Annotated in this window: 20 protein-coding genes and 1 tRNA gene; 6 read left to right on the forward strand and 15 right to left on the reverse strand. The window is 32.0% G+C overall.

The genetic code is table 11. From position 1 onward, the window contains the following. Positions 1 to 102 precede the first annotated feature (102 nt). Positions 103 to 813 (forward strand): zinc metallopeptidase, encoded by a 711-nt coding sequence (locus tag PZ898_RS19225; RefSeq protein WP_174525207.1) that lies wholly within the window; start codon positions 103 to 105, stop codon positions 811 to 813. Here PZ898_RS19225 and PZ898_RS19230 read toward each other — a convergent pair. The 9 genes from PZ898_RS19230 to rbfA form a co-directional block, all read right to left on the reverse strand. Then, positions 810 to 1,415, reverse strand: a complete 606-nt coding sequence (locus tag PZ898_RS19230) for a YigZ family protein (protein ID WP_062675582.1) — start codon at positions 1,413 to 1,415, stop codon at positions 810 to 812. The two genes, PZ898_RS19225 and PZ898_RS19230, sit on opposite strands and share 4 nt — an antisense overlap. 114 nt (positions 1,416 to 1,529) lie before the next feature. Beyond that, the gene (locus PZ898_RS19235) at positions 1,530 to 1,703 is read right to left on the reverse strand and encodes a hypothetical protein (RefSeq protein ID WP_157885786.1); all 174 of its coding nucleotides are present in this window, start codon (positions 1,701 to 1,703) and stop codon (positions 1,530 to 1,532) included. A gap of 28 nt (positions 1,704 to 1,731) precedes the next feature. Beyond that, positions 1,732 to 1,896, reverse strand: coding sequence for a hypothetical protein (locus tag PZ898_RS19240; RefSeq protein WP_167348784.1), 165 nt, complete (start codon positions 1,894 to 1,896; stop codon positions 1,732 to 1,734). A 63-nt stretch (positions 1,897 to 1,959) separates the two neighbouring features. Next, positions 1,960 to 2,985 carry a bifunctional diaminohydroxyphosphoribosylaminopyrimidine deaminase/5-amino-6-(5-phosphoribosylamino)uracil reductase RibD gene (gene ribD, locus PZ898_RS19245; RefSeq protein ID WP_277693980.1) on the reverse strand — a complete coding sequence of 342 codons (1,026 nt, stop codon included), beginning with the start codon at positions 2,983 to 2,985 and terminating at the stop codon, positions 1,960 to 1,962. 63 nt (positions 2,986 to 3,048) lie between these two features. Then, positions 3,049 to 4,848 carry a DUF349 domain-containing protein gene (locus tag PZ898_RS19250; protein ID WP_062675580.1) on the reverse strand — a complete coding sequence of 600 codons (1,800 nt, stop codon included), beginning with the start codon at positions 4,846 to 4,848 and terminating at the stop codon, positions 3,049 to 3,051. A 74-nt stretch (positions 4,849 to 4,922) separates the two neighbouring features. Further along, on the reverse strand, positions 4,923 to 5,660 hold the full coding sequence (locus PZ898_RS19255) for a shikimate dehydrogenase (RefSeq protein WP_123278971.1): 738 nt from the start codon (positions 5,658 to 5,660) through the stop codon (positions 4,923 to 4,925). A 61-nt stretch (positions 5,661 to 5,721) separates the two neighbouring features. After that, complete coding sequence (locus PZ898_RS19260; RefSeq protein ID WP_277693981.1) at positions 5,722 to 7,515, reverse strand: endonuclease; 1,794 nt, start codon at positions 7,513 to 7,515, stop codon at positions 5,722 to 5,724. Positions 7,516 to 7,594: 79 nt separating this feature from the next. Further along, a complete protein-coding gene (locus PZ898_RS19265; RefSeq protein WP_034693452.1) occupies positions 7,595 to 8,800 on the reverse strand; it encodes an ABC transporter permease in 1,206 nt (401 codons plus the stop codon). Between the two features lie 3 nt (positions 8,801 to 8,803). Then, positions 8,804 to 9,163 (reverse strand): 30S ribosome-binding factor RbfA, encoded by a 360-nt coding sequence (gene rbfA / locus PZ898_RS19270; RefSeq protein WP_034693455.1) that lies wholly within the window; start codon positions 9,161 to 9,163, stop codon positions 8,804 to 8,806. 93 nt (positions 9,164 to 9,256) lie between these two features. Here rbfA and mce point away from each other — a divergent pair, with 93 nt between their 5' ends. The 3 genes from mce (at position 9,257) to PZ898_RS19285 (ending at position 11,211) form a co-directional block, all read left to right on the forward strand. Then, positions 9,257 to 9,655, forward strand: a complete 399-nt coding sequence (mce, locus tag PZ898_RS19275; RefSeq protein ID WP_110009625.1) for a methylmalonyl-CoA epimerase — start codon at positions 9,257 to 9,259, stop codon at positions 9,653 to 9,655. A gap of 62 nt (positions 9,656 to 9,717) precedes the next feature. Further along, a tRNA-Ile gene (locus PZ898_RS19280) sits at positions 9,718 to 9,791 on the forward strand. Positions 9,792 to 9,987: 196 nt separating this feature from the next. Further along, on the forward strand, positions 9,988 to 11,211 hold the full coding sequence (locus PZ898_RS19285; protein ID WP_089856736.1) for a site-specific integrase: 1,224 nt from the start codon (positions 9,988 to 9,990) through the stop codon (positions 11,209 to 11,211). 30 nt (positions 11,212 to 11,241) lie between these two features. Here PZ898_RS19285 and PZ898_RS19290 read toward each other — a convergent pair whose 3' ends face one another. Next, positions 11,242 to 12,705 carry a hypothetical protein gene (locus tag PZ898_RS19290; RefSeq protein ID WP_139164607.1) on the reverse strand — a complete coding sequence of 488 codons (1,464 nt, stop codon included), beginning with the start codon at positions 12,703 to 12,705 and terminating at the stop codon, positions 11,242 to 11,244. Positions 12,706 to 12,832: 127 nt separating this feature from the next. Between PZ898_RS19290 and PZ898_RS19295 the strand changes: the two genes are divergently transcribed. Continuing rightward, positions 12,833 to 13,831, forward strand: a complete 999-nt coding sequence (locus PZ898_RS19295; protein WP_277693982.1) for an AAA family ATPase — start codon at positions 12,833 to 12,835, stop codon at positions 13,829 to 13,831. After that, positions 13,809 to 15,008: a DUF3871 family protein gene (locus tag PZ898_RS19300; protein WP_277693983.1), complete on the forward strand. Its 1,200-nt coding sequence runs from the start codon at positions 13,809 to 13,811 to the stop codon at positions 15,006 to 15,008. Before PZ898_RS19295 ends, PZ898_RS19300 begins: the two co-directional genes overlap by 23 nt. Before the next feature lie 36 nt (positions 15,009 to 15,044). Here PZ898_RS19300 and PZ898_RS19305 read toward each other — a convergent pair whose 3' ends face one another. The 5 genes from PZ898_RS19305 to PZ898_RS19325 form a co-directional block, all read right to left on the reverse strand. Continuing rightward, complete coding sequence (locus tag PZ898_RS19305) at positions 15,045 to 16,478, reverse strand: hypothetical protein (RefSeq protein WP_277693984.1); 1,434 nt, start codon at positions 16,476 to 16,478, stop codon at positions 15,045 to 15,047. Between the two features lie 109 nt (positions 16,479 to 16,587). Next, a complete protein-coding gene (locus PZ898_RS19310; protein ID WP_277693985.1) occupies positions 16,588 to 17,865 on the reverse strand; it encodes a hypothetical protein in 1,278 nt (425 codons plus the stop codon). Between the two features lies 1 nt (position 17,866). Then, a complete protein-coding gene (locus PZ898_RS19315) occupies positions 17,867 to 19,849 on the reverse strand; it encodes a DUF3732 domain-containing protein (RefSeq protein ID WP_277693986.1) in 1,983 nt (660 codons plus the stop codon). After that, positions 19,849 to 20,367 carry a three component ABC system middle component gene (locus PZ898_RS19320; protein ID WP_277693987.1) on the reverse strand — a complete coding sequence of 173 codons (519 nt, stop codon included), beginning with the start codon at positions 20,365 to 20,367 and terminating at the stop codon, positions 19,849 to 19,851. The genes PZ898_RS19315 and PZ898_RS19320 overlap by 1 nt, the downstream gene beginning before the upstream one ends. Continuing rightward, the gene (locus tag PZ898_RS19325) at positions 20,351 to 21,583 is read right to left on the reverse strand and encodes an ABC-three component system protein (RefSeq protein ID WP_115982354.1); all 1,233 of its coding nucleotides are present in this window, start codon (positions 21,581 to 21,583) and stop codon (positions 20,351 to 20,353) included. Before PZ898_RS19325 ends, PZ898_RS19320 begins: the two co-directional genes overlap by 17 nt. Between the last annotated feature and the right edge of the window lie 267 nt (positions 21,584 to 21,850).

Genomic DNA, 21,850 nt, shown 5'->3' on the forward strand with positions numbered 1-21,850 from the left:
TTTTTGAGAGGAATTAAAGGACAAATATAAATAATAATATCGTATACTTTGGCACAGTTTTTATATGATTATGGGTAAAATTAAACACAAAATTTATATAAAATGGTGGGTTATTATATCATTATTGGTATTTCAATGTTGGTGAGCTGGTGGGTTTCGTCCAGATTGAAATCGAAATTTGAATATTATTCCAATGTGCACCTTCGAAATGGCCTTTCGGGGAAAGAAGTAGCGGAAAAGATGTTGAGAGATAACGGGATAAATGATGTTCAGGTCATATCAGTACCCGGGCAGTTGACGGACCACTATAATCCGGCAGATAAAACAGTGAACCTTTCTGAGGGTGTTTATATGCAGAGAAACGCAGCGGCCGCAGCAGTGGCAGCTCACGAGTGTGGGCATGCAGTGCAGCATGCAGTAGGGTATTCTATGCTGAATTTACGTTCAAAACTGGTTCCTATTGTGAATATAAGTTCCAATCTGATGCAATTTGTCCTTATTGCGGGTATCGCAGTAATGGCTGCGTCCAGAACAATTGAAAACCCTAATGGGAACACTACTGTGCTGGCAATCGGCGTTGCGATGTTTGCCATGACAACACTTTTTGCTTTTGTAACACTTCCTGTGGAATACGATGCAAGTAACAGAGCGATGAAGTGGCTTAAAGATACGGGAACTGTAACTGCAGAAGAATTTGTTGGAGTACAGGATAGCTTGAAATGGGCGGCAAGAACTTATGTGGTAGCCGCATTAGGTTCTCTGGCACAACTTCTTTACTGGGGATCTTTGCTTCTTGGTGGGAGAAGGGATTAATTATTAAATTCAAATGAAACATATTGCATCTCAGAAAGCTTTTCTGAGATGCTTTCTTTTTGTGCCAGTTTCAATGACGCGGTGAGAATACAGTTTTCATTCGCATCGAAGTTCAAAACTTTAGCATCAAATTTAGAAAGCAAGGTAAAAATTGTATTCTGCTGATTGAAGTTAAATTGAATCTCTACTTCTGTTTCTAATTCTCTGGTGATAATACTGGCTGCCTCTAATGTAATCTTCGCAGATTCTTTATAAGTTTTTACAAGGCCGGAAACTCCCAGTTTGGTTCCTCCGTAATAACGGACAACAATGACAAGGACATTGGTGATTTCATTCGCTAATAATTGATTGTAAATAGGCAATCCTGCACTTCCGGAAGGTTCGCCATCATCATTGGCGCGATAGTTTTCCCCATTCAATCCCATTCTGAAAGCATAACAGTGGTGAGTTGCTTTCGGATGTTCTTCTCTTATTTTCTCCAGTGCACTCTTTAATTCTTTTTCATTAGTCACAGGATAAGCAAATCCGATAAACTTGCTTCCTTTTTCTTTTAAAAGAGTATTTTCTATGGGGCTTTCTATGGTTTTGTATTCGAACGTCATCGGAATTGCTGCTTTGTTATGCAAAAATATTAAATAAATCCTAGTACTTAATGAAAGAAGCCGCCAGATTTCTGACAGCTTCCCAATTTTTATGTATTGCAACTTTTGTTATTTCTATCCGCAATAATCCAGCGGAAGTAAACAAATATAGTTTGTAGGACCACAAAAGTCTGTAGGGCAGAAATCTCTACATCTGGTAAGGTCTCCATTAGGCAAAGTACAGTTTACAAAAGCTCCGCCTTGAATAGATTTTAAACCGATTCTTGATACTTTTTTCAAATTTTTCATGATATTAGTTTTTGTTTTACATTAAAATTTAACAAGGGAATGTTCCATCTGCCCAAGGTGGTGGGCAACTCATACTGGAAGGTGTTGCGCAGCAATGTTGTAATGAAGGAGGATAGAATGAGCAACATTCAGGAGCAATTCCTCCGTTTACTTTTTTTAAACTCTGTCTCGAAACTTTCTTTAAATTTTTCATAGTAATTTTAATTTGTAAGACTAATGTAAAGAAATTATTTCATTTGATGGTGATACAAAAGTATTATTTTGCTTTAAAAAATGAAATGGTATTATCTCTGAAATTTTCAATTGTATCAGGAACTTGACTGAATTCCGGGGCTTTTGTCCCATTTTCTAATGTCAAATTCTCGTTTTTAATTACAATGGCTTCGTCCCAAAGATTAGCATTAATAAATTCCTGCAGAGTAAAGCGGCCCCCTTCGATAATCACAGATTGTATTTGTTCTTTATACAATGCCTCCATGAGCTCAATCAGAAAATGAGCCTTGTTGATTTGAATGAATTGAATATGTCCTTCAGTACCTTCTTTCACGGAATTTAAAACCAATGTTCTTGCTTTATTGTTATAAATATTGAAACTGGCAGGAACTTTTAAATCAAAATCAATCAGAATTCTTACAGGATTTACGCCTTCAACATTTCTTACGGTAAGACTGGGGTTATCGTTCAATGCAGTTTGAGTTCCTACTAAAATGGCATGCTCGTCAGCTCTTAACTGATGAACAAACTGGTTTACTAATGTATTGGAAACGGCTGTCGGTGTAAAATCCTTATCCAAAAAGCCATCACCGGATTCTGCCCATTTTAAAATGATATATGGTCTTTTCTTTTCGTGATAGGTGAAAAATCTTTTGTTCAGTTCAATGCATTCTTTTTCAAGAATTCCTGATACGGCTTCAATTCCAGCATCCTGAATGATTTTCTTTCCTTTTCCATTCACTTTATCATGGGAGTCCATTGCGCCAATCACTACTTTTTTAAATCCTAATTCTTTAATCTTCAAAGCGCATGGCGGAGTTTTTCCATAATGTGCGCAGGGTTCCAGAGATACATAGATTGTAGATTCCGGAATCAGATCTTTATTTTTAACGGAATTGATGGCATTGATTTCTGCATGAGGTTCTCCTGCTTTGTGATGATACCCTTCACCAATGATTTTTCCGTTGTGTATGATCACACTTCCAACAAGAGGGTTAGGGTAGGTGTTGCCAAGAGCTTTTTGAGCCAGCTCGATACATCTTTTGATATAAAATTCGTCGTTGTTCATATGTATAAAAAGAAAAAGCGAAGACAAATTGCTTTGCTCCGCCTTTATTTATTTTGTTATGTATTAATCTCCGCTGATAATGCTGTGAAGATTTTGTTTTAACGTTTCAAGATGAGCTTTTTTCTCATCAATCGTGTTATAGGTATCTTTTAAAAGAGGGTTTTCTCTGGACGGTTTGTTGAAGAAAGAAAGGTTGTTTTCCAGTTTAACAATTTCTGCCTCAAGATCAGAGATTTGATTTTTGATCTTTCTTGCTTTGTCGGTAAGCTGGTTTTCAGATAGACCTTCTTCTTTCAGTTCAAGTTCGTTGATCTTATTTATTTTCAATTTCTCTCTCAATGTTTTGTTGAATTCAGAGTTGATTGAAATTTTATCTCTCGGAACTTTTCCGATATTATTCCATGAAGTTTTGATCTGCTCGATTCTTTCAATGCTTCCTTCTTCATTGGAAACTTCTTTCAGTTCATCAAGAAGAGCTTTTTTGTTCTTATAATTTTCTTTCCAGTTGTCGGTAGAAGTATTGCTCTTCTCTCTGTAATTGTTGAAGAATGCATTACATGCGTCACGGAATTCATCCCAGATTTTATTGGTCATGCTCTTTGGAACGTGGCCGATTTTTTTCCAGTCTTCCTGGAGTTTTTTGAATAACGGAACAGCAATATCCCATTCCTCGTTATTCATATTGTCCTGTGCAGTCTGGATCAGTTTAAGTTTTTCTTCAAGATTTGCCTGTTGAGAACCTTTCAACGATTTGTAGTAATTATTTTTCGTTGTATTAAAGCCTCTAAGTGTCGTTTTGAAATCATTCCAGTTTTGATTGGAAAGTTTTCTTGGAACACTTCCTGTTTTTAAGAATTCAGAACGCAGATCTTCCACTCTTTTAATGGCATTCTGCCAGTAGTTGTGGTTGGGCGTTTCCGAAGGTTCAGACAGTTTCTTGATTTCTGCAATAATCTGATTTTTCTTTTCAAGATTTTCACTTTGTTCTTTTTCAATAGAAGCTGAAAGTTCAGATTTTCTTTCGTGAATTTTATTCGAAATTTCTTTAAACTCTTCCCATGTTTTCTCACGGAACTCTTCAGCGACAGGCTCGGCTTCTTCTTTCCAAAGTTTATGAAGATACTGAAGTTCGTTTAGAGCTTTCTGGATAACGGGTTCATTTTCCAGCTCTTTAGCGCGGGCAATAATATGTTCTCTCTTTTCCAGATTGTGGCTGTATTCCTGCTCCAGAAATTCTTTATTAAGATCCAGCATCTGATAAAACTGATTCAGGTGGTGGAAATAATTATTGTTGAGAATTTTGAATTCAGACTTTGCAACCTGTCCTGCTTTTGACCAGTCTTCTTTAATCTCACGAATAGATCTGAAAAGATTGATTCCTGGTTCTGAGCTGGTGTATAGATTTTTAAGTCTTTCGATTATGCTTTGACGGTGGTCAAGGTTTTTCTTTTGCTCTTCTTCCTGTCCTTTCTGGAAGTCGTCATGTTTTTCCTTGAAAATATTAACCAATGCAGAATACTTAGCCTGAGAAGGGTGTTCGTAGCTGAAATTTTCAGCTGGATTTCCCGCTTCTACATATTCATGCTTTTTATCTTCCACTTCATCATGGATATAATGACTTGCTTTCTCTTTCAGCTGGTTGAATCTTTTGAAGTTCTCACCGGCATTGGGAGTGTTGATGATTTTTTCCATTTCCTTTAAAGCATCGGCAAGGGAAATTTCTTCCTCATGTTCATCCAGGTGCTCTGCATCATCTTCATGTTGGTTTGCATCATGAGAAACTGTGTTTTCTGATGGGTCCTGAGATACTTCGTTAGGATTTTTCTTTTCTTCGTTTTCAGAAAGATTGTTTTCTGTAGTCATAGCAAATCTTTTATGTGAGTGGCGTTAATATCCTTTAAATATAGCTTTAAGGCCAATTAAAGTACTAATTTATGTTATTTTTTTTGAAAATTCCAAATTTCCCAAGCTTTTTCTGCTTGCTGTTCAAGCATATAGTACCCATTCACTGTTTTTGCTCCTTTTTCTGAGGCATTGATGATGAATTGGGTATAGTTTGGATTGTAAATCAGATCAATAACGAGATGATCTGAAGAAAGCCCGTCAAAAGGAAAGTTCAGACAGTCTTTCACATTCGGGAAAGTGCCTACCGGTGTACATTGGATAATAATTTTATGCTCTGCAACAGTTTCCTGATCAAGATTTTCATAATTGATTTCTGTACTCCTTGAAATAGTTACAGAAGGAATATTGTGCTTGTCCAATGCATATTTGACGGCTTTTGCTGCCCCTCCGTTTCCTAAGATCAGTGCTTTATCCTGAGAAGGTTTTTTGTGCAAAAGAAGCGTCTTTTCAAAACCGAACGCATCTGTATTATACCCTGTTTTTTTGCCATCCTGAATAAGAACGCAATTGACAGCACCTATTTTCTCGGCTTCATCACTTAGTTCATCGAGATAATCGATTATTTTTTCCTTATAAGGGATGGTCACATTGAATCCTAACAAGTCCGGAGAAGCAAAAAGGTTTTCTACTTCATTGATTTCGTTGAGATCAAAAATATCGTAGGAGAAATTCTTCAGCATGAGCTTTTGGAACTTGTTTTCGAAGAATTTTTTAGAAAAAGAATAAGAAATATTTCGTCCTATCAATCCTAATTTTTTATTGGAATCCATACATCAAAAATAAAAAAAAGACCGGATAAATCCGGCCTTGGTTTGAAATATTTTTTAATAATTAATCTACGATAAATTTAGTAGAGAAATTATCTGTTTTAAGGAGATAAGTTCCTTTTACTATACCTTTAAGATTAATTTTGTTTGAATGTTTGAAAGGATTTGCAATTGTTTCAATTCGTTTTCCTGAAAGATCATAGATCTCAGCTTTTGAAATTTTGCTAAGGTTTTCTCCTTTTACAAATAATTCATTATTTCTTACCGGGTTAGGGTAGATAGTGAAGTCTGATTTGTCCTTTTGGTTTTCAGCGGTAGCTAACGTAGTTCCGAAACATGTCCAGCTAAGATCATCCAGAGCAACTCTGTTGGACGTAGACGAATTTGTCAGTTTAATCACCGCATTTCCGTTTACATTTATATTATTAATGGTAGTTGTAGTAACAACATTACTGTAAGGAATGGTTCCTACATTGACGTCGTTTACAAGAACATTGAAGTATCCTGCGCTTCCGGAGAATTTCAATTGAGTTGTTAAAGTTAAGCTTTGAACTCCACCTGAGAAAGTTGAACTTGTTAAAGTTCCATTTTTTATGGTAATGGCTTTATTATTGATGGTCTGGTCAACTCTTGCGTCTGTAGCAGTCCATGAAATTCCGTTGTTGGTCCAGTTTACTGTCATGTATGTATTTACAGGACCGGTGATCATTTCGAAATTTTCAGTTCCACAGTTTCCTCCTCCGGCAGGTACATCAAGGGTTGTTTCTGTAGCTGTTGTACTTTGTGGGGAAGAGTTTGCGAAAGCATCTTTAGCAATAATGTAGAATGTGTATTGAGTCAATGGTGATAATCCAGAAACAATAGTAGATGTTGTTGTACCTGAAACAGTAGCTTTTAAGGTTCCGTTGGCATAAATATCATACGAAGTTACTCCCACATTATCTGTAGCAGCTGTCCAGCTTAAAGCAATAGAGTTTGAAGTTGGGTTGCTGGCAACAAGGTTGGTTGCAGCTGTAGGGGCTTGGTTATCAACAACCGGAGCTCCCCAGATCTGAGTAACATATTCGGGGTGATCAATGAAAGGGTTTCTGTTTCCCTGGTAAGTATAAGAAGCATTGTTTCTTGCAATTTCTTCCGGAGATACGGGATCCATTGCATTCCATGCTAAATATTGATTAAGTGCCCAAGGCTGTAGTCCCGGGAATGCTGTGTTACCAAGCATGTCACCAGTAGTGAAATTAGGAAGTTTGTCTTCATATCTTGTTACGAAATAAAGGATCATTCTGGCAATGTCTCCTTTGAAAGCATCAATGGGTTCAAATACAGTACCTGCATATCCTGCAGAAACCGAATTTCCTAGTTTTGATCCATTTTTAGAAGTAAAAGAAGGTGTTCCTACAATTCCGAAAGGGTAGTTGGATCTCATTCCGTTTACTTTTCCGTCTGTAGCACGGATAAAATGAATGTCAGCTACCATTGGGGAAGCATTGTTGAACAAACTTTGAGGAACAACGTGTTCTCTGTTGTAGCAGTCACCTTCATTAGAATATCCGGCAGATCCGCACTGACTGGCTCCCAGGGTGAAATTATACTGATCCGGTCCATTGGGGTTTTCAGAATAAATATCCAGAATTGTTCCATCATTTTCATAGAAATAATCGCGGTCTGTGGTAGCATAACCTGTCCACAGGCCACCGTAACCATTGTCGATATGTCCATTACTGATAATGGTTTTAAGAGCTGTTTTAAGAGCTGCACCTGTTAAGGTCGGCGATTGGTTATAATATCCAGCCGGAGCCTGTGCCAAAGCGCTTATAAATGTAATGCTTAAAAGAAAAAAAGATAAAATTTGTTTCATTTTTTAAAATTGGGGCGTAAAGGTACGAAAAAATGAAACCGAAGTATATTAATTGTATGTAATATATAAAGTTGAAATGTTAGCCTTTAGTAATATATTCTTTACTGATTTTTGAAAAGAACCATGAAATAGTTATTCCAAACAAGGAAGCTGTAAGGGCTACAATAAGATAATTTTTTCCGACAATTTTTACCGGGAATGGCAGAACCTCATTAGCTCTGAAGAACTCTGTATAAAGCTGGAAGTAGCAAAGTGCTGTTCCAAGAATTAATCCGGTAATCACACCTGAAATCACAATCAGGAGGCCAGTGTAGAAATAGGTCATTCTTAAATGGCTTAAAGGAAAGCCTAAAGATATCAATGATTTTGCCTGTTCTTTTTTGTCAAGCTGAAGGATAATAATGGCTCCGGCAAGGTTAAAAGTCGTAATAAAGATCACCAAGGCAAAGATCAGGTAAATGAATAACTTTTCTGTATTAATCATTTTCCAGAAAGCAGCATTTTCCTCTTCTTTGGTTTTGATCTCAATATTTTTTCCGAGAGAAGAAAGCAGGCTTTGTTTTACAGCATCGGCATTTTCCGGATTTTTCAGTTTAATAACAATCTGGTAAGCAGACTTTTTAGGAAGAGTGAGTAATTCTTCTGTAAGCTCAATAGGAGAAACGATATAATTGTCCAGCTGGTCTTTTCCCGGGAAGACACCTGTTACCAGAATATCTCTTTTATTATAAATGTCTTCTTCCTTACTGATAATCCCTGTTCCCGGTTTGGGCATAAAGACGGTTGCATAATGATTGGAAGAATCCACAGGAATTGAAAGTCTGTTATCCAGACTGTTTTCCATCAACACCTCATTCGAGTATTTGAAACTTGGATAAGTTCCGTAAAACACTTCTTTATTAATAGGATTTACCTTAACATAAGCAGAATCTACCCCTCTTAGGTAAGCAATATCACCCTTTCCGTTGAAACTGATATATACTTTTTCTTCTATAACGCGGGAAAAACTGCTGATTTCCTTATTGTTGCTCAAAACTTTACTGACGTTATCCAGATTTTTGATGGTTTTTCCGGAGGTGCTTTTTAACGTAAGATCAGCGTGAAGATTGGAAATAAGGTCTTTGTTCAGGTCTTCAAGTCCTGAAAAAACAGAAATAATGACGAACATTGCAGCCACAGCAACCGTCATGGCACCTACAGCCAGCCACGTAATGAACGTAACGGCAGTACTTCCCTTTTTAGCCAAAAGGTATCTGGATGCTATGTAAAATGCAATATTCTTCAAGATCTATAAAACAGGATTGTCGCCTTCACCTCTTAATTCTCTTTCCAGTCTTTCAACATCATCAAGAGCGGTATCCAGGTAAAAGTTAAGTTGTGGAATAATACGCACCTGTTTTGCCATTTTCTGGCCAATGAAGTTTCTGTATTGAGGTTTGTTTTCTTCAATCTCCTTCATCACAGCGGTACGGAATTCCTGTGGGAAAATGCTTAAATAAATCTTAGCAATTCCTAAGTCAGCAGTTACTTTTACATCTGAAACAGATACCAATATGCTCTGTTTGCTTTCTGAAGCCTGTTTGCGGAAAAGCTCTGCGAAGTCTTCCTGAATGATCTGTGCTACTTTTCTTTGTCTGTTACTTTCCATAATTTCTGCAAATTTAGTACTTTTGTTTGAATTGATACTTTGAAATTCAACTACAGTATCAAATTTACGATTTAATTATATTGATTAGTATTTATGAAACTAGAACATATTGGCATTGCCGTAAAATCTTTAGGGGTTTCTGATGAACTTTTTGCCAAATTATTAGGAAAAGAATCCTATAAAAAAGAAACAGTGGAAAGGGAAGGGGTAGTAACTTCTTTCTATGAAACGGGAGAAAGTAAAATTGAGCTTTTAGAAGCCAGTAATCCAGAGAGCCCGATTTCGAAATTTATAGATAAAAAGGGAGAAGGCATCCATCATCTGGCATTTGGCGTTGAAAATATACTGGAAGAAGTGAAAAGACTGAAAAAAGAGGGGTTTCAGTTTATCTCCGAAGAACCGAAAGAAGGTGCTGATAACAAATTAGTTGTATTCCTTCATCCCAAGTCTACAAACGGAGTGCTGGTAGAACTTTGCCAAGAAAAGCAATAAAAAATTTTGTAGTGAAAGAAATTTTACTATTTTTGCAAACACAAAATTTAACCAAGTTTTGAGGTCCTATAGCTCAGTTGGTTAGAGCACCTGACTCATAATCAGGTGGTCCCTGGTTCGAGCCCAGGTGGGACCACAATTAAAATCAAGCACTTACAGAAATGTAGGTGCTTTTTTGTTACTAAGGCTGTTTTTCAATAGTTTACTATACTGTTGGGTTTTTAAATACTCAACATTTTATCAATTTTCAAATTAATTTGATTGTCTAAAAGGCATTCTATTAGGTGTACCATTTTTCTATTTTGGTGTACCATATTCTAAATTATAAATCAATGAATAACAATAAATTATCAATACTTTTTCTTTTGCAAAAAGTTAAAATAAATCAACAAGGAAAATGCCCTATAAGATGTAGGATTACATTCCAACAAGATAGGAAAGAGTTTTCTTTAGGGTTATTCATAAGCCCTAATTATTGGAATAACAAACAGCAGAAAGCTAAGCCACCTAATGAAGAGAATACTTTTATCAATTCTCAATTAAGCCTGATTAAGAACGAAATTAATCAGGCTTTTTTATTTTTACAGGTTAATGAAGAAGAGTTTGATGTGGAAGATATTTTCTTGCAGTACAAAGGAGATGCTCCTAAAAGGAATAAAACTATATTACAGCTCTTTCAAGAACATAATGATAGAATTGAAAAGCTGATTGATAAGGAATATTCTATAGCAACCTTATGGAAGTTTAAACAAGCAAGACAACTATTAAAAGACTTTATTAAGTACTCTTTTAATAAGGGAGACTATCATTTTAAAGATTTGGATTTAAAATTTATTCAAGATTATGAATTCTTCCTAAAGGCAGAGAGGTCTTTAGCTCTTGCAACTACTAACAAGATGATACAGAGGTTCAGAAAGATAGTCAAGCTTGCTATATCTCAAGATATTATAAATAAAGAACCATTTATTAGCTACAAAGTAAAGCATGTCAAAAAAGAGATAGTTTATTTAACTACAGAAGAATTGAGTAAACTTGAGAAGTACAAGTTTAAAGCAGAGAGATTACAAATAGTAGCAGATATGTTTGTATTATGTTGCTATACTGGATTAGCTTATAATGAGATGACTAATCTGGAAAAATCTCATATTGTAATTGGTTTTGATGGTAATGAATGGATTAATATGAAGAGAGCTAAAACTCAACAAATCTTGTCAATTCCTTTGCTTAATAAAAGTAAGATGATTATTGAGAAATATAATAATGCAGATGAGATAAAAGTATTACCAAGTTTAAGTAATCAAAAGTTCAATGTCTACTTGAAAGAAATAGCTGATATAGTTGGAATAGATAAAAGACTTACTCATCATCTTGCAAGGAGAACTTTCGCCACTACTGTATTACTTTATAATGATGTGCCAATGGAAATTGTAAGTGAGCTTTTAGGTCATTCTAAAATTTCCATTACTCAGGAATCGTATGCTAAGATTGTAAATAAGAAAGTGAGTGAGCAGATGGGTAGGTTAAATTCCAAATTAAATAAAATGGGCTACTCCTAAAAGTAGCCCACAAAAGAAGTTCAGTAATAATTATTCCCATATTTCAATCTTAAGCACAGGACTAGCTCCCACATTAATCCTCATAATCTTCTTCATGAAATTTTCCACTATTGGAACATATTTTTCAATAGTTACAATGGAATCATGAATTGTGAAAATTGGGATTTGAGGATAAGCATGACTAATCCTTTTACAGATTTTATCAAGAATTAATTCAGCCTCCAATCTTTGCAATAAAATTGAATAAGCCCTATGATTTCCATGACCAAGCTTTATTAGTTTAATCATTTCATAAACATTAGGGAAAACATTTGAAAATACTCTTACTTCTGAATTATAAGCCATAGCAGTGTTCGGACTGTAGAGAGTTGCAAAAGTAATTTCTTTAACAGTATCTCTAACAGAAGTATTCTGAATGTCTCCATCAAATAATTCATTTTGAACTAATATTTCACCAAATTTTTCATAGAACTCACCATTTGTTACCATTTCAAGATAATTTATTACATCTTGTTGATTTGTTACCCTTTCAATTTTTTCTACTAACATAATAGGGTAATTTGCTTGGGTTGTTAATCTTTGATTTAATATCTTATCGTAAATTTTATTTCTATTAAAGTAATTTAATTGGAATAATGGTCTTGCTAAAAAAGGCTGAGAATTTACTATGTCAATTGAGTGAAGTTTGTTTCCATCATATTTGATGTACTTTCTTAATTCCTTCATTGTTCTTGTAAGATTTGTATGAAGCCTAAAGCCTGTGTTATCTACACCAAAAGAATATTCTCCTTGAATAAGTTCCAGTAAAGGAAGTATTCTTGAATTATATGCTTGCTGTGCATGTAAACTACCAGACTCAATTTCTTGCTCTTTTAATTGAGTAAGAAATATCTGTGCACCTTCCAAATCAACTTGAATTTTGCAGTTGAACCATTTTTTCAAAAAGTGAATTTCTTCAGTTTTCTCAATGTTAACATTAGAGTGATAGCCAGTAATACTTTTTATGAGTGTCCATTTAGTAATTTGAATAGGTATTAATTCAGATTGATACCTACTATTAAATTTCAAACCCATAGATTTCTTGCCAGGAACATAATGCCTGTTTTCTTCTAAAATACCATTTGAGACTAAATAAGAAATGTAAAGTTTATATTCATGAATTCTTCTCTGCAATATTACTTTATTTATTGCAGTGAATCCATTTCTGTCAATTAAATCCCAATCCCTCGTGGGAATGGAGGAAATTATATGCATTATATAAACAAAGCAGTCCTTATGGTAATTGAAATTAGGAGGATTGAAACTTAAAATTCTATCAATATTAACATTTCTGGGAATAAATAATGTTAATGAGCTTCTTCTCTCACAACCTGAATTATTTAGTGCTACATCTTCACTAAGGTTGTTTAATCTGTTTGAGTGCAGTACTGATGTAGAATGCACTGTATAAGCTGTGTTTATCACTGCCCCTCCAATGAAGGTCAGCTTTCCCAATGGGTGCTTTAATAAAAAGCAAGTGACTTTAAAAAGCTTGTACTAAACAAACAGATAAATAAAATTACAAAATTTCACAAAAATTGATTCACTTTTTTATTAACCTTTTTTAATCTCAAAATTAATTATGCAATTAAAACAATCACAAAGACAACAAGTAAGGCTAAAATTAGGACTTTCAGGTGCAAGTGGATTTGGAAAAACCTACTCTGCCTTGCAATTAGCTTATGGAATGACACAGGATTGGAGTAAAATAGCTGTTATAGATACAGAAAACTCCTCTGCTTCCTTATATTCAGACTTAGGGAATTACAATGTACTGGATTTACAGGCTCCTTATTCTCCTGAAAGGTACATACAAGCCATAGAACTATGTGAAAACTCTGGAATAGAAGTAATTATCATAGATTCTATTACCCATGAGTGGAATGGTACAGGAGGGTGTCTTGACATTCATGAGAAGTTGGGAGGAAGATTCCAAGACTGGGCTAATGTTACTCCCAGACATCAGGCTTTTATTAATAAGATACTACAGTCAACATGCCATGTCATAACCACTACAAGAAGAAAGATAGACTATTCTCTAGATGTAGCAAGTAATGGTAAAACTCAGGTAGTAAAGCATGGCACTAAGGAAATTACCAGAGATGGCTTTGAGTATGAATTAACCATCAATTTTGAATTGGTGAATGAGAATCATTTAGCTAAGGCAAGTAAAGACAGGACAGGACTATTCATGAACAGACCTGAATTTATTATCACCTCTGAAACTGGAAAGATGATTTTAGATTGGTGTAATTCAGGCTCGAAAAACAATTCTTCTGAAAATTTTACACAAAGCTCAGGCGGAAGAAATAATATGCCTAAAATAGACCCTAAAGAAGCATTTGAGGGTATTTCTCCTTATGAGAATAATCCAAGTCTAAATCTTTCCCATGTAACAGAGAAAGAAGTATATGAAGCTATTCAAAGCTGTAAATCTGTTACAGAGCTTTTAGCATTATACAGACAGTTTCCACAATTTCAGGAAAGCTTAAAGCCTGATTTTGAGGCTAAGAAATCTTTACTAATCAATTTAAATAATCCAAATAATTTCAGTACAAATGGACACTCAAAATTTCAATAATTCTACTACCATAATAGGGAAAGACCAGGGTGATATTTCTAATATACATCTGGTTCTTCAGAATGTAAATAAGAATAAAATAGTTAGTGATAATTTCTTTAATGATAATATTGATGAGGTTGAAGTATTTTACCCAAATAAAATGAATGAGGTAATTAAGCCTGAACCACCAAATCAAGTTCAGGCTTTTTTAATGCCTATTTCTAAAGAACATAATTTTGATGATACCTCTGCTAATCTAGGAAAAGGAGAAGACATTCAGCACAAGCCTTTTATTGTAGCCAATACATCTGAAGCTACATTGCATCATCTACAGAATGATTGTATTATTCCTGTATTCAGTAAGGATAATGAGAAAACTATTGCACATCAAGAATTCATTGAAGTTGTATTAAGTGCTGTTCAGAAAATATTCCCAAATCATAACATTACAAAACCAGAAATAAGAGTATCTCATCAAATCAAAGGCAGAATACCTTCAGCTATTCATAAGCCTGTAAAAGAGCTTTTGGAGCATGAAAAAACCATTTATTATGAAAGGATGGCATTCATTATAAAAGTCCCAACTATTACAGATATTGTGAATGGAAATGAGCTTTCTCTTACCATTGGAGGAGTACGAAGTTATAACTTGGAAAACCTTTACAATAAAAAATCTCTTGAAAAGTTCAAGTTTTTTATAGGCTTCCAAAATCAGGTTTGTATGAATCTTTGTGTGAGTAGTGATGGCTTTGTTGAAGATATGAGAGTAGGGAGTGCAAATGATTTGTATTCAAAGGTATTAGAAACAATGCAAAATTATAATGCAGAGCTTAATCTTATGGAAATGAAAGAACTTTCGCAGGATTTTCTTTCAGAGCATCAGTTTGCTCAATTAATTGGGAGAAGTAGATTATATCAACATTTACCTAAGTCTGAGAAGCAGAATATTCCTTTATTGAATTTTAATGACAGCCATATTAACACAATGGCAAAGGATTATTATGAAGACCAAAATTTCTGTAGAAATCAGGATGGAAATATTAATCTTTGGGATGTTTATAATCTCTTTACACAAGCAAATAAAAGTAGTTATATAGATACTTTTCTTGATAGAAATTTGAATGCTTTTGAATTTTCAAAGGGTATTCAGAAAATACTCAATGGTAGTTTTGATTATCATTGGTTTTTGAGTTGAATTTTCCACCTTGCTTTTGGTAAGGTGGATTTATATTTAATCTTTTATAAAATATTCTCTCATTATTTCAACAATCTTTTGTGCTTTAGATTTCTGCGCTCTTGCTATAATTTCATTTTCACTTAAAAAATCTATTTTATATTTTCTTGACTTTTCTTTTCTATCTTGAAGTAAGTTTTGAGCTTCTGTAGTAAAGCCAGAAGTTGACCAAAATTCAAATATGATGTCTTTATCATTTTCAAAGCTCCTAATCCAGTCATATATAACCGGAACTTTTTGGGTTAGCCACTTATTAGTTTGGTCTAAGTCTACACTTCTTTTGTATGCTTTACATTCGCAAATTGTTAAACTTCCTTGTGAACTTGCATATACATCAATTTCTCTTTGAAATCCTGTATAATTTATTTTTCTACCAATATCAATATTTTGAGATATATTACTATAATAATACCCTACAGCAAGTTCAAATAAATCCCCTTTTAAGTTATTAGTTTTACCATCTACTAATTTATTTAAATTAATTATTAAATCTATATAAGCCTGAGGGTTTTGCTTTAGAATTGCTCCTGCATTTGCTACAGTATTTATTAAAGATCTTAAGAGTTCTTCATATTCTGATCCGAATAACTTATTTACGAAACCAATAATAATTCCATTACTTTTTAAAAGTTTAAAAGCATCCTGATTAACATTGTCTAAAATTAAATAAGGTAAAAAATTATTTTTACTCGTATTTTTGATAACATCAATTTTTGCCAAATATGTGTTAACATCTTCAATGGTAACTTTATTACCAATAAGAACATCTGTAAGTACAAATGCCGGATTTAAGATATTCTTTGAGAAACTCGTAATACCACAAACATAGCTTGGTGCAACGAATCCAAACTGAAATTTTGCAAACTCGCTGTGAAATTTGCCACTATCATAAGAAACCAAACCAATACTTTTAGAATAATTGTAAAATTGTGAAAGAATAGTTTCTTTTGCAAGCTCAACACCTTTATATAATTGAAAATTAGCTTTTTTTGAAGTAATTAAATCATTTAGCATGTAATAATCTCCATCATCAATTATGACTTCTAAACTCTTTAATTGAGTAATAACATCACTGATATTTCTATGGGATGTAAGGTTTTGTATTGGACTAAAAGTAAATGATGACAGATGATCCTTTTTAATATAACCATAGTGATATTCTATTGCTCTTATAACTGAAAAATACTTTTTAGCATCACTCTTTAAACATGCCCTTAAATTTTCAAAATATATTTGAGTTTGAAATTGTTCATCTAAAAAATAAAAGCCTTGATTATCTTTAAAGAAACCTATTATTTTATTTACTGGAGATTTTAATCTTGAAATCCTTTTTCTAATAGCTTCTTGTGAAAGACCATCATCTGAAAGCTTTTTTATTAATACTGAAGAAAGAGTAGGTCCATTCTTTTTTAAATACTGTTCAACTGTCACACCTCGCTATTTATAATAATTACTATATTTTATCGTTTCTATTTTTTTTGTAAAATATTGAAAATCAATATAAAGAAAAATAAATTTGTAAAAATTCATGTCCAGAATCCTAGTTTAGTTGGAAATAATCATAAAATGACTGCTCACAATTTAATGTTGCTGCAATTTCTAATATTTTATTTTTTTTATTTTCATTTTCATTGAATAATGTTGTCAAAGAGTCCTGTAACCAATAAGGTCTAATACCATTTTCTACCATTTTCTTTAAACCTTCTACCATAGCCTCATTTATATCTCCATAAAAAAATAATAAAGTAATTAATTCTTCTTTAGAATTTATGTATAAATATTCTGACGTGTGAATTTTTTCATCTATAAATAATTCTTTCTCAACTACTTCTTGAAAATAAATGTTATTAAACAATGTATCCTTTGATTGATCATCAAGATACAAATTGTTATATCCAATCTGGTTGAAATGTTGGAAAATTTCTGAAAAGAATTCTTTTCTTTCATCAACTGGAATTTTTCCATTTCTAAATAAGGTTACTAATAGATTATATTTTTTATGATTCAATAACCAAACACGTGTTTTCCATATATTTCTAATTTGCTCTGCATTGTAATTTAAAAAATTTAATGAAGTAGGAAATTCTAATATGAATTTTAAATCATAATGTTGAGGTTTCATTTTAATGAAGCTAACTAGCTCACTTTTAATTCTGGCATTATTTATTATTGAAAAAATTCTGTAAAAAATTTGCTGTTTCTCATTATCATCAACAAAAGACTCTCCTACAATAGTGATATTATTCAACTGATCATAAAATATTTGAAGATCAGCATATTCTACAGCTTCCTCAATTTCGTAGATTAAATAATCAGGATTTCTATTTGGAGGAGTTTTTGTTTTATCAAAAAAAGCTTTAAATTTTTCCAATAAATTTTCTTTGCTTCCTTGAATGCTTATTTTAGTAATATTAGATTTTAGAAAGAACCAAAACATTTCAACATGATGATGGTTAATCTCGTTATCTCTAAAATGCGCACAGTCATTTCTTCTATCTTTCCAATATTTAATTTGTTGCCTAATAGAATCATTAAAATTAAAAATAGATGAAGTGGAATTTACTAACTCATCATAAACTCTTTGTTCCCAATAATCATCTTTATTTAATTTAGATATTATATCATCCCATCTGCTTTGAGCTATGGGGGTAGGTTTATTACTAGAAATTATCATTTCTTTTATATATGTGAAAAAACCTAAATAAGAAAATAACAGGGATGCTCTAAATGCCTCAATTTTATAACATTTAACTGATTCTTCAAATAAAAATTTAGGATCTATAGAATTTTTAAATTTATCACTTAGCCAATTAATCATATTAGTACCAATTTTCAGGAATTAATGCTTCTAAGTCTTGATCCCAATTTTCCACAAGATTAAAGGACTCAGTATTTATGTTTTCCCACATTGATGTAGGCACATGTTCTAAAATAATTACTTGTATTTTATTATTTGTTCTTTTCATAAATTCATATGTAGTTTCGAATATTTTTTTTGTGTCTTCAATATCTTTTGATTCTTCAGTAAATTCTTTAGGATAATATACTTGACTGGGTTGATCAAGAACTAAAAAAGTAGGGACATAGTTAACTTTACCTACTCCTTTAAGCTGATTAAGATATTCATGCAAACCAAATAATGTTGCTAAATGATATCCCATATAATTGGCACCACTGCCAATCCTTGAAAGAAAATATTTATTTTTAGTTTTTATATCTTCAATCTTAATATTTAAACTTTCTGTAGGATCAAAATGTACTATTCTGTTATACTTGTCTTCAATAGGTAAGAGTTTTGAGTATTCTGAAATAATATTACCTAATTTTTTAAGAGATGCTTTTTTATTAAATTTCTTATACAGACCATCTAACTTTAATTTTTCTGTTGCAATATGTTCTTCTAATTTTTTAATTTCTAAAAAAAGTTCGCTTGAAGGTGATATTTTATTTAGATTATCAATAACGTGTTCTATCTTTCCCGAAAATTCATAGATTTTTTGAAGTGAATCATTTTCTTCTTTTTCCTTAGATAATAGTAGGTGTAAGTTCTCATCAATATCTGAAATAGCAATTTCATTTTGGTTAATTTCTAGTTTTAAAACAGCCTTTTCCTTCTCAAAACTAAGTTCATTTGATTTTGCTTTTTTAAGAACTTCTAAATTCTTTTGCTTTTCTTCATTTAAATAAATTAATTCATTAACAGCCTTTTTTGAATTCTCACCACAAAATGGGCAAGTATCATTTCCTTTCCTTTGTAAAAACCATTCTATTGGTTGTAATCTTTGTTCCTTCTCTCTTGCTACATCATCTACATAAGAGGCTCTTGAGTTGTCTAGTTGGATTATTTTGTTATATTTAAATTTTAAATCTTCCAGTACCCTTACTTTTGAATTTCTATCATTATTAAGCTCAGTTACTTTTTCAGAAAATCTATTTATACTACCATTTTTATATAATTCCCCAGAATTTACTCTCTTAACAATGCTGACTAACTCATTTTTAATCTCATCTACAGTGGAGTTTTGAATATTAATATCAGAAATTGTTAAACCTAAAGAAATAGCCTGTGTGTAGTATTTGTAAACATTTGCTTGCCAATTTTCATACTGAGCTTTGATCTGTTCGAAAGTTATTACTTTTCTATTTTTTACTCTTTCCAACTCATTTATTTCTCTTTCTAAATCAATTATTTCATATGACTTATATCCTAATATTAATGGGAAAATTGTTTTCAACTTTTGCAAATGTTCCCAAGAATCAGTTTTATAGAACATTGTTGTTGGATTTGCAATAATATTTTGGGTCTGAAACTGAAATGCTGCTGTATCTCTAAAGCTTGCAGCATGGTCAAAAGAACTTTGATTGTCTCCAGTTTCAATATTTTTAAACCCAGCAATATCATTCATAAAAGATTTAAAGTAAGAAGTATTAATTGAGTAATCTTCTTTATTTCTTAACCATTTATTACTTCTAAGCTCAATTTTTTTATCACTATTCGATTCTTCTTTGTAGAAGTACATTTTAGATTTATGGTCATCAAAATTTTCTCTTCCAAAGAAAAAAAACTCATTATTGATTTTTACGTAGATTGCAAAAACTTCTGTAGTGTCTCTAATAAGTCCAATAGGTATGTTGCATTCACCACTACCCAAGCAATAATCAATTATATTTATTATTGCTGATTTTCCTTTTTGACTGGTGCCTGTTATAATATTAATTTTTCCCTCTTTAAAAGTTAAAAATCTAGGTTTTAGATCTTTATTTTTAGGGTATAGAATGATATTAAGTATTTGAAAATTCATTAAAATCTTATATTTAATTCTAATTGTATGTTTTTATCATCAGTTTTTGCAAACATATTACCCAGCCTCCTTGCTGTATCTTGTATATTTCTGATTGTATTTTCTCTACCAGAAAATGAGGGTATAGAAATTTTATTTCTTAGGTCTTCAGGTTTAATAGTGATTTCATTATTCTCATTAATTGATAATAATTCTCTATTGAATGCAAGGTTTAAGGCATCAAATGTTTGAGGAGACATTTTATTTGCTCTTTCTTGTAACCCTAAAAGAATAGATTTATTTTTTATTAGAACAGTATATAATTCTGTTGATGACTTAAATGTTCTCATAGTATCTTGATGGTATACTATTGGTAAAACATAGAATAAATATTCAAGTTTGGGGAAATTATTCTTATTCTTTTTATTTACAGCTAAAACACAATAACCTTGTACAAAACTATAGCATGCCAAAGCTCCTATTCCAACATTTTGGATAATATCGTAAAGGTTAAATTCTTGTTTAAGATTTTTTATCATCTTCTAATAATTTTTCCCAATTTGGATGCCATCCAATTTCAGGGATATTTGACAATTTTAAAAAACTACCATTTTTTACATACATATTTTCAATATTGAAACCTATATCAAACTTAAATTTCATCTTTAAATCCTTAATTATGTAAGTATATATTTGGAATCCTAATTGACCTAGTTCATCATCACTATACTCATGTATCTCTTTGCTTATAGTTGAATAGAAATGATTTTCCCATTCAATTTTACAATTTTGTAAAAAATCAATAAAATCCTCTCTGGTTAGGTTTCCTGTACTTATAATGTGAGTATGCTCAATTTCATATCTAATAAAGTCTTCTATAGAATTTGTAATAAAATGTTCTTTTGATTTACTATTTATATTCAACAAATTAATTTGCTGTACAAAAATCTCATCTTTTTTGGATTCAATATCTATAGGTAATATATTGATATCCTTTTTTGCTCTAAAAATTGCATTGACAATGGAAGATGATCCTAAACAAAGTTTTAATCTTTCACTAAATTGAAGTTTTGTAAATTCTGCGTGTTGACTACTTTTCCAATTATAAAAACAGGTAGTTGTCAACCAGCCAAACAACTCTTCATATATTTTATCTTGCTGTTGCTCAGTATAAGAATCAATATGTAATTTAGTAATTATTGATTTTTTTATATTAGTACTTTCCTTGGTTTCAACATTCTTACAAATTATTTCCAACTCTTTTTCATTTGCTAGAGCAAAATCTATTAAATTCAGTATTTGAGATATAGTGTTACCCTTCTTACCACTCTTTGTTTTGTACCCATCCAATTTTTTTTGTTGAGAGTTTCTTAAATCTTGAATTATCTTTTTTACATCTTCAAAATTATTCTTTACAATAAACTTTAATAATGAAGTATCAGAAATTTCTTTATTAGTTGAGCAATATAATTTTGTATTAGAAGTTATTACCCCTGTTTGAAGTTTCTGAATCCATAGTTGAATTGTCCTCCATAAGGCATATTCTGTATCTTTGAAAGTTGACCCACTTTCTAATATTGAATGTTTATCCTGTTCTAAAAGTAGTATAGAACCTTCTTCAGAATGAGCAGCAATATCATCTATTTTTTCTATTGAAATGGATTGTGTTTTTTCCTCTAAATTACAAAGAAGAAAAAGTGCTCTTTCAAATTGAAATAAATAGCCTGATATAGAACCTACTGCAGAGTCTGTCATTTTGAAATTTCATGGTAATACCAAATATACAATTTATAATAATACAAGTAATAAGCAGGTGTAAAATAAGTCACTATTCAATGCGATATATCTTGCTAAAATCATATAATTAAATATTTATTGTTTTGCATAAAAAATAAAAACACTTGTCTTTGTATTTTCTAAGTTTTAATAATAATATCTGAATTCTTTTTTACTAATAACTTATATTGTACTTTTTCTATTGTTCCATTAGTACATTGTTTATATTTTAAAATTAAAAACTCA

Origin of the sequence: Chryseobacterium sp. WX, from assembly GCF_029542485.1 — a bacterium.
In the GTDB taxonomy this organism is placed as follows: Bacteria; Bacteroidota; Bacteroidia; order Flavobacteriales; family Weeksellaceae; genus Chryseobacterium; species Chryseobacterium cucumeris.

Excerpts from the sequence above, each read along its gene's own strand:
- PZ898_RS19295 (WP_277693982.1), top strand. The coding sequence starts at position 12,833 with ATGCAATTAAAACAATCACAAAGACAACAAGTAAGGCTAAAATTAGGA.
- PZ898_RS19250 (WP_062675580.1), bottom strand. The coding sequence starts at position 4,848 with ATGACTACAGAAAACAATCTTTCTGAAAACGAAGAAAAGAAAAATCCT.
- PZ898_RS19235 (WP_157885786.1), bottom strand. The coding sequence starts at position 1,703 with ATGAAAAATTTGAAAAAAGTATCAAGAATCGGTTTAAAATCTATTCAA.
- PZ898_RS19310 (WP_277693985.1), bottom strand. The coding sequence starts at position 17,865 with ATGATTAATTGGCTAAGTGATAAATTTAAAAATTCTATAGATCCTAAA.
- PZ898_RS19260 (WP_277693981.1), bottom strand. The coding sequence starts at position 7,515 with ATGAAACAAATTTTATCTTTTTTTCTTTTAAGCATTACATTTATAAGC.
- PZ898_RS19300 (WP_277693983.1), top strand. The coding sequence starts at position 13,809 with ATGGACACTCAAAATTTCAATAATTCTACTACCATAATAGGGAAAGAC.
- PZ898_RS19325 (WP_115982354.1), bottom strand. The coding sequence starts at position 21,583 with ATGACAGACTCTGCAGTAGGTTCTATATCAGGCTATTTATTTCAATTT.
- ribD (WP_277693980.1), bottom strand. The coding sequence starts at position 2,985 with ATGAACAACGACGAATTTTATATCAAAAGATGTATCGAGCTGGCTCAA.
- mce (WP_110009625.1), top strand. The coding sequence starts at position 9,257 with ATGAAACTAGAACATATTGGCATTGCCGTAAAATCTTTAGGGGTTTCT.
- PZ898_RS19285 (WP_089856736.1), top strand. The coding sequence starts at position 9,988 with ATGAATAACAATAAATTATCAATACTTTTTCTTTTGCAAAAAGTTAAA.
- PZ898_RS19240 (WP_167348784.1), bottom strand. The coding sequence starts at position 1,896 with ATGAAAAATTTAAAGAAAGTTTCGAGACAGAGTTTAAAAAAAGTAAAC.
- PZ898_RS19255 (WP_123278971.1), bottom strand. The coding sequence starts at position 5,660 with ATGGATTCCAATAAAAAATTAGGATTGATAGGACGAAATATTTCTTAT.
- PZ898_RS19225 (WP_174525207.1), top strand. The coding sequence starts at position 103 with ATGGTGGGTTATTATATCATTATTGGTATTTCAATGTTGGTGAGCTGG.
- PZ898_RS19320 (WP_277693987.1), bottom strand. The coding sequence starts at position 20,367 with ATGATAAAAAATCTTAAACAAGAATTTAACCTTTACGATATTATCCAA.
- PZ898_RS19230 (WP_062675582.1), bottom strand. The coding sequence starts at position 1,415 with ATGACGTTCGAATACAAAACCATAGAAAGCCCCATAGAAAATACTCTT.
- rbfA (WP_034693455.1), bottom strand. The coding sequence starts at position 9,163 with ATGGAAAGTAACAGACAAAGAAAAGTAGCACAGATCATTCAGGAAGAC.
- PZ898_RS19315 (WP_277693986.1), bottom strand. The coding sequence starts at position 19,849 with ATGAATTTTCAAATACTTAATATCATTCTATACCCTAAAAATAAAGAT.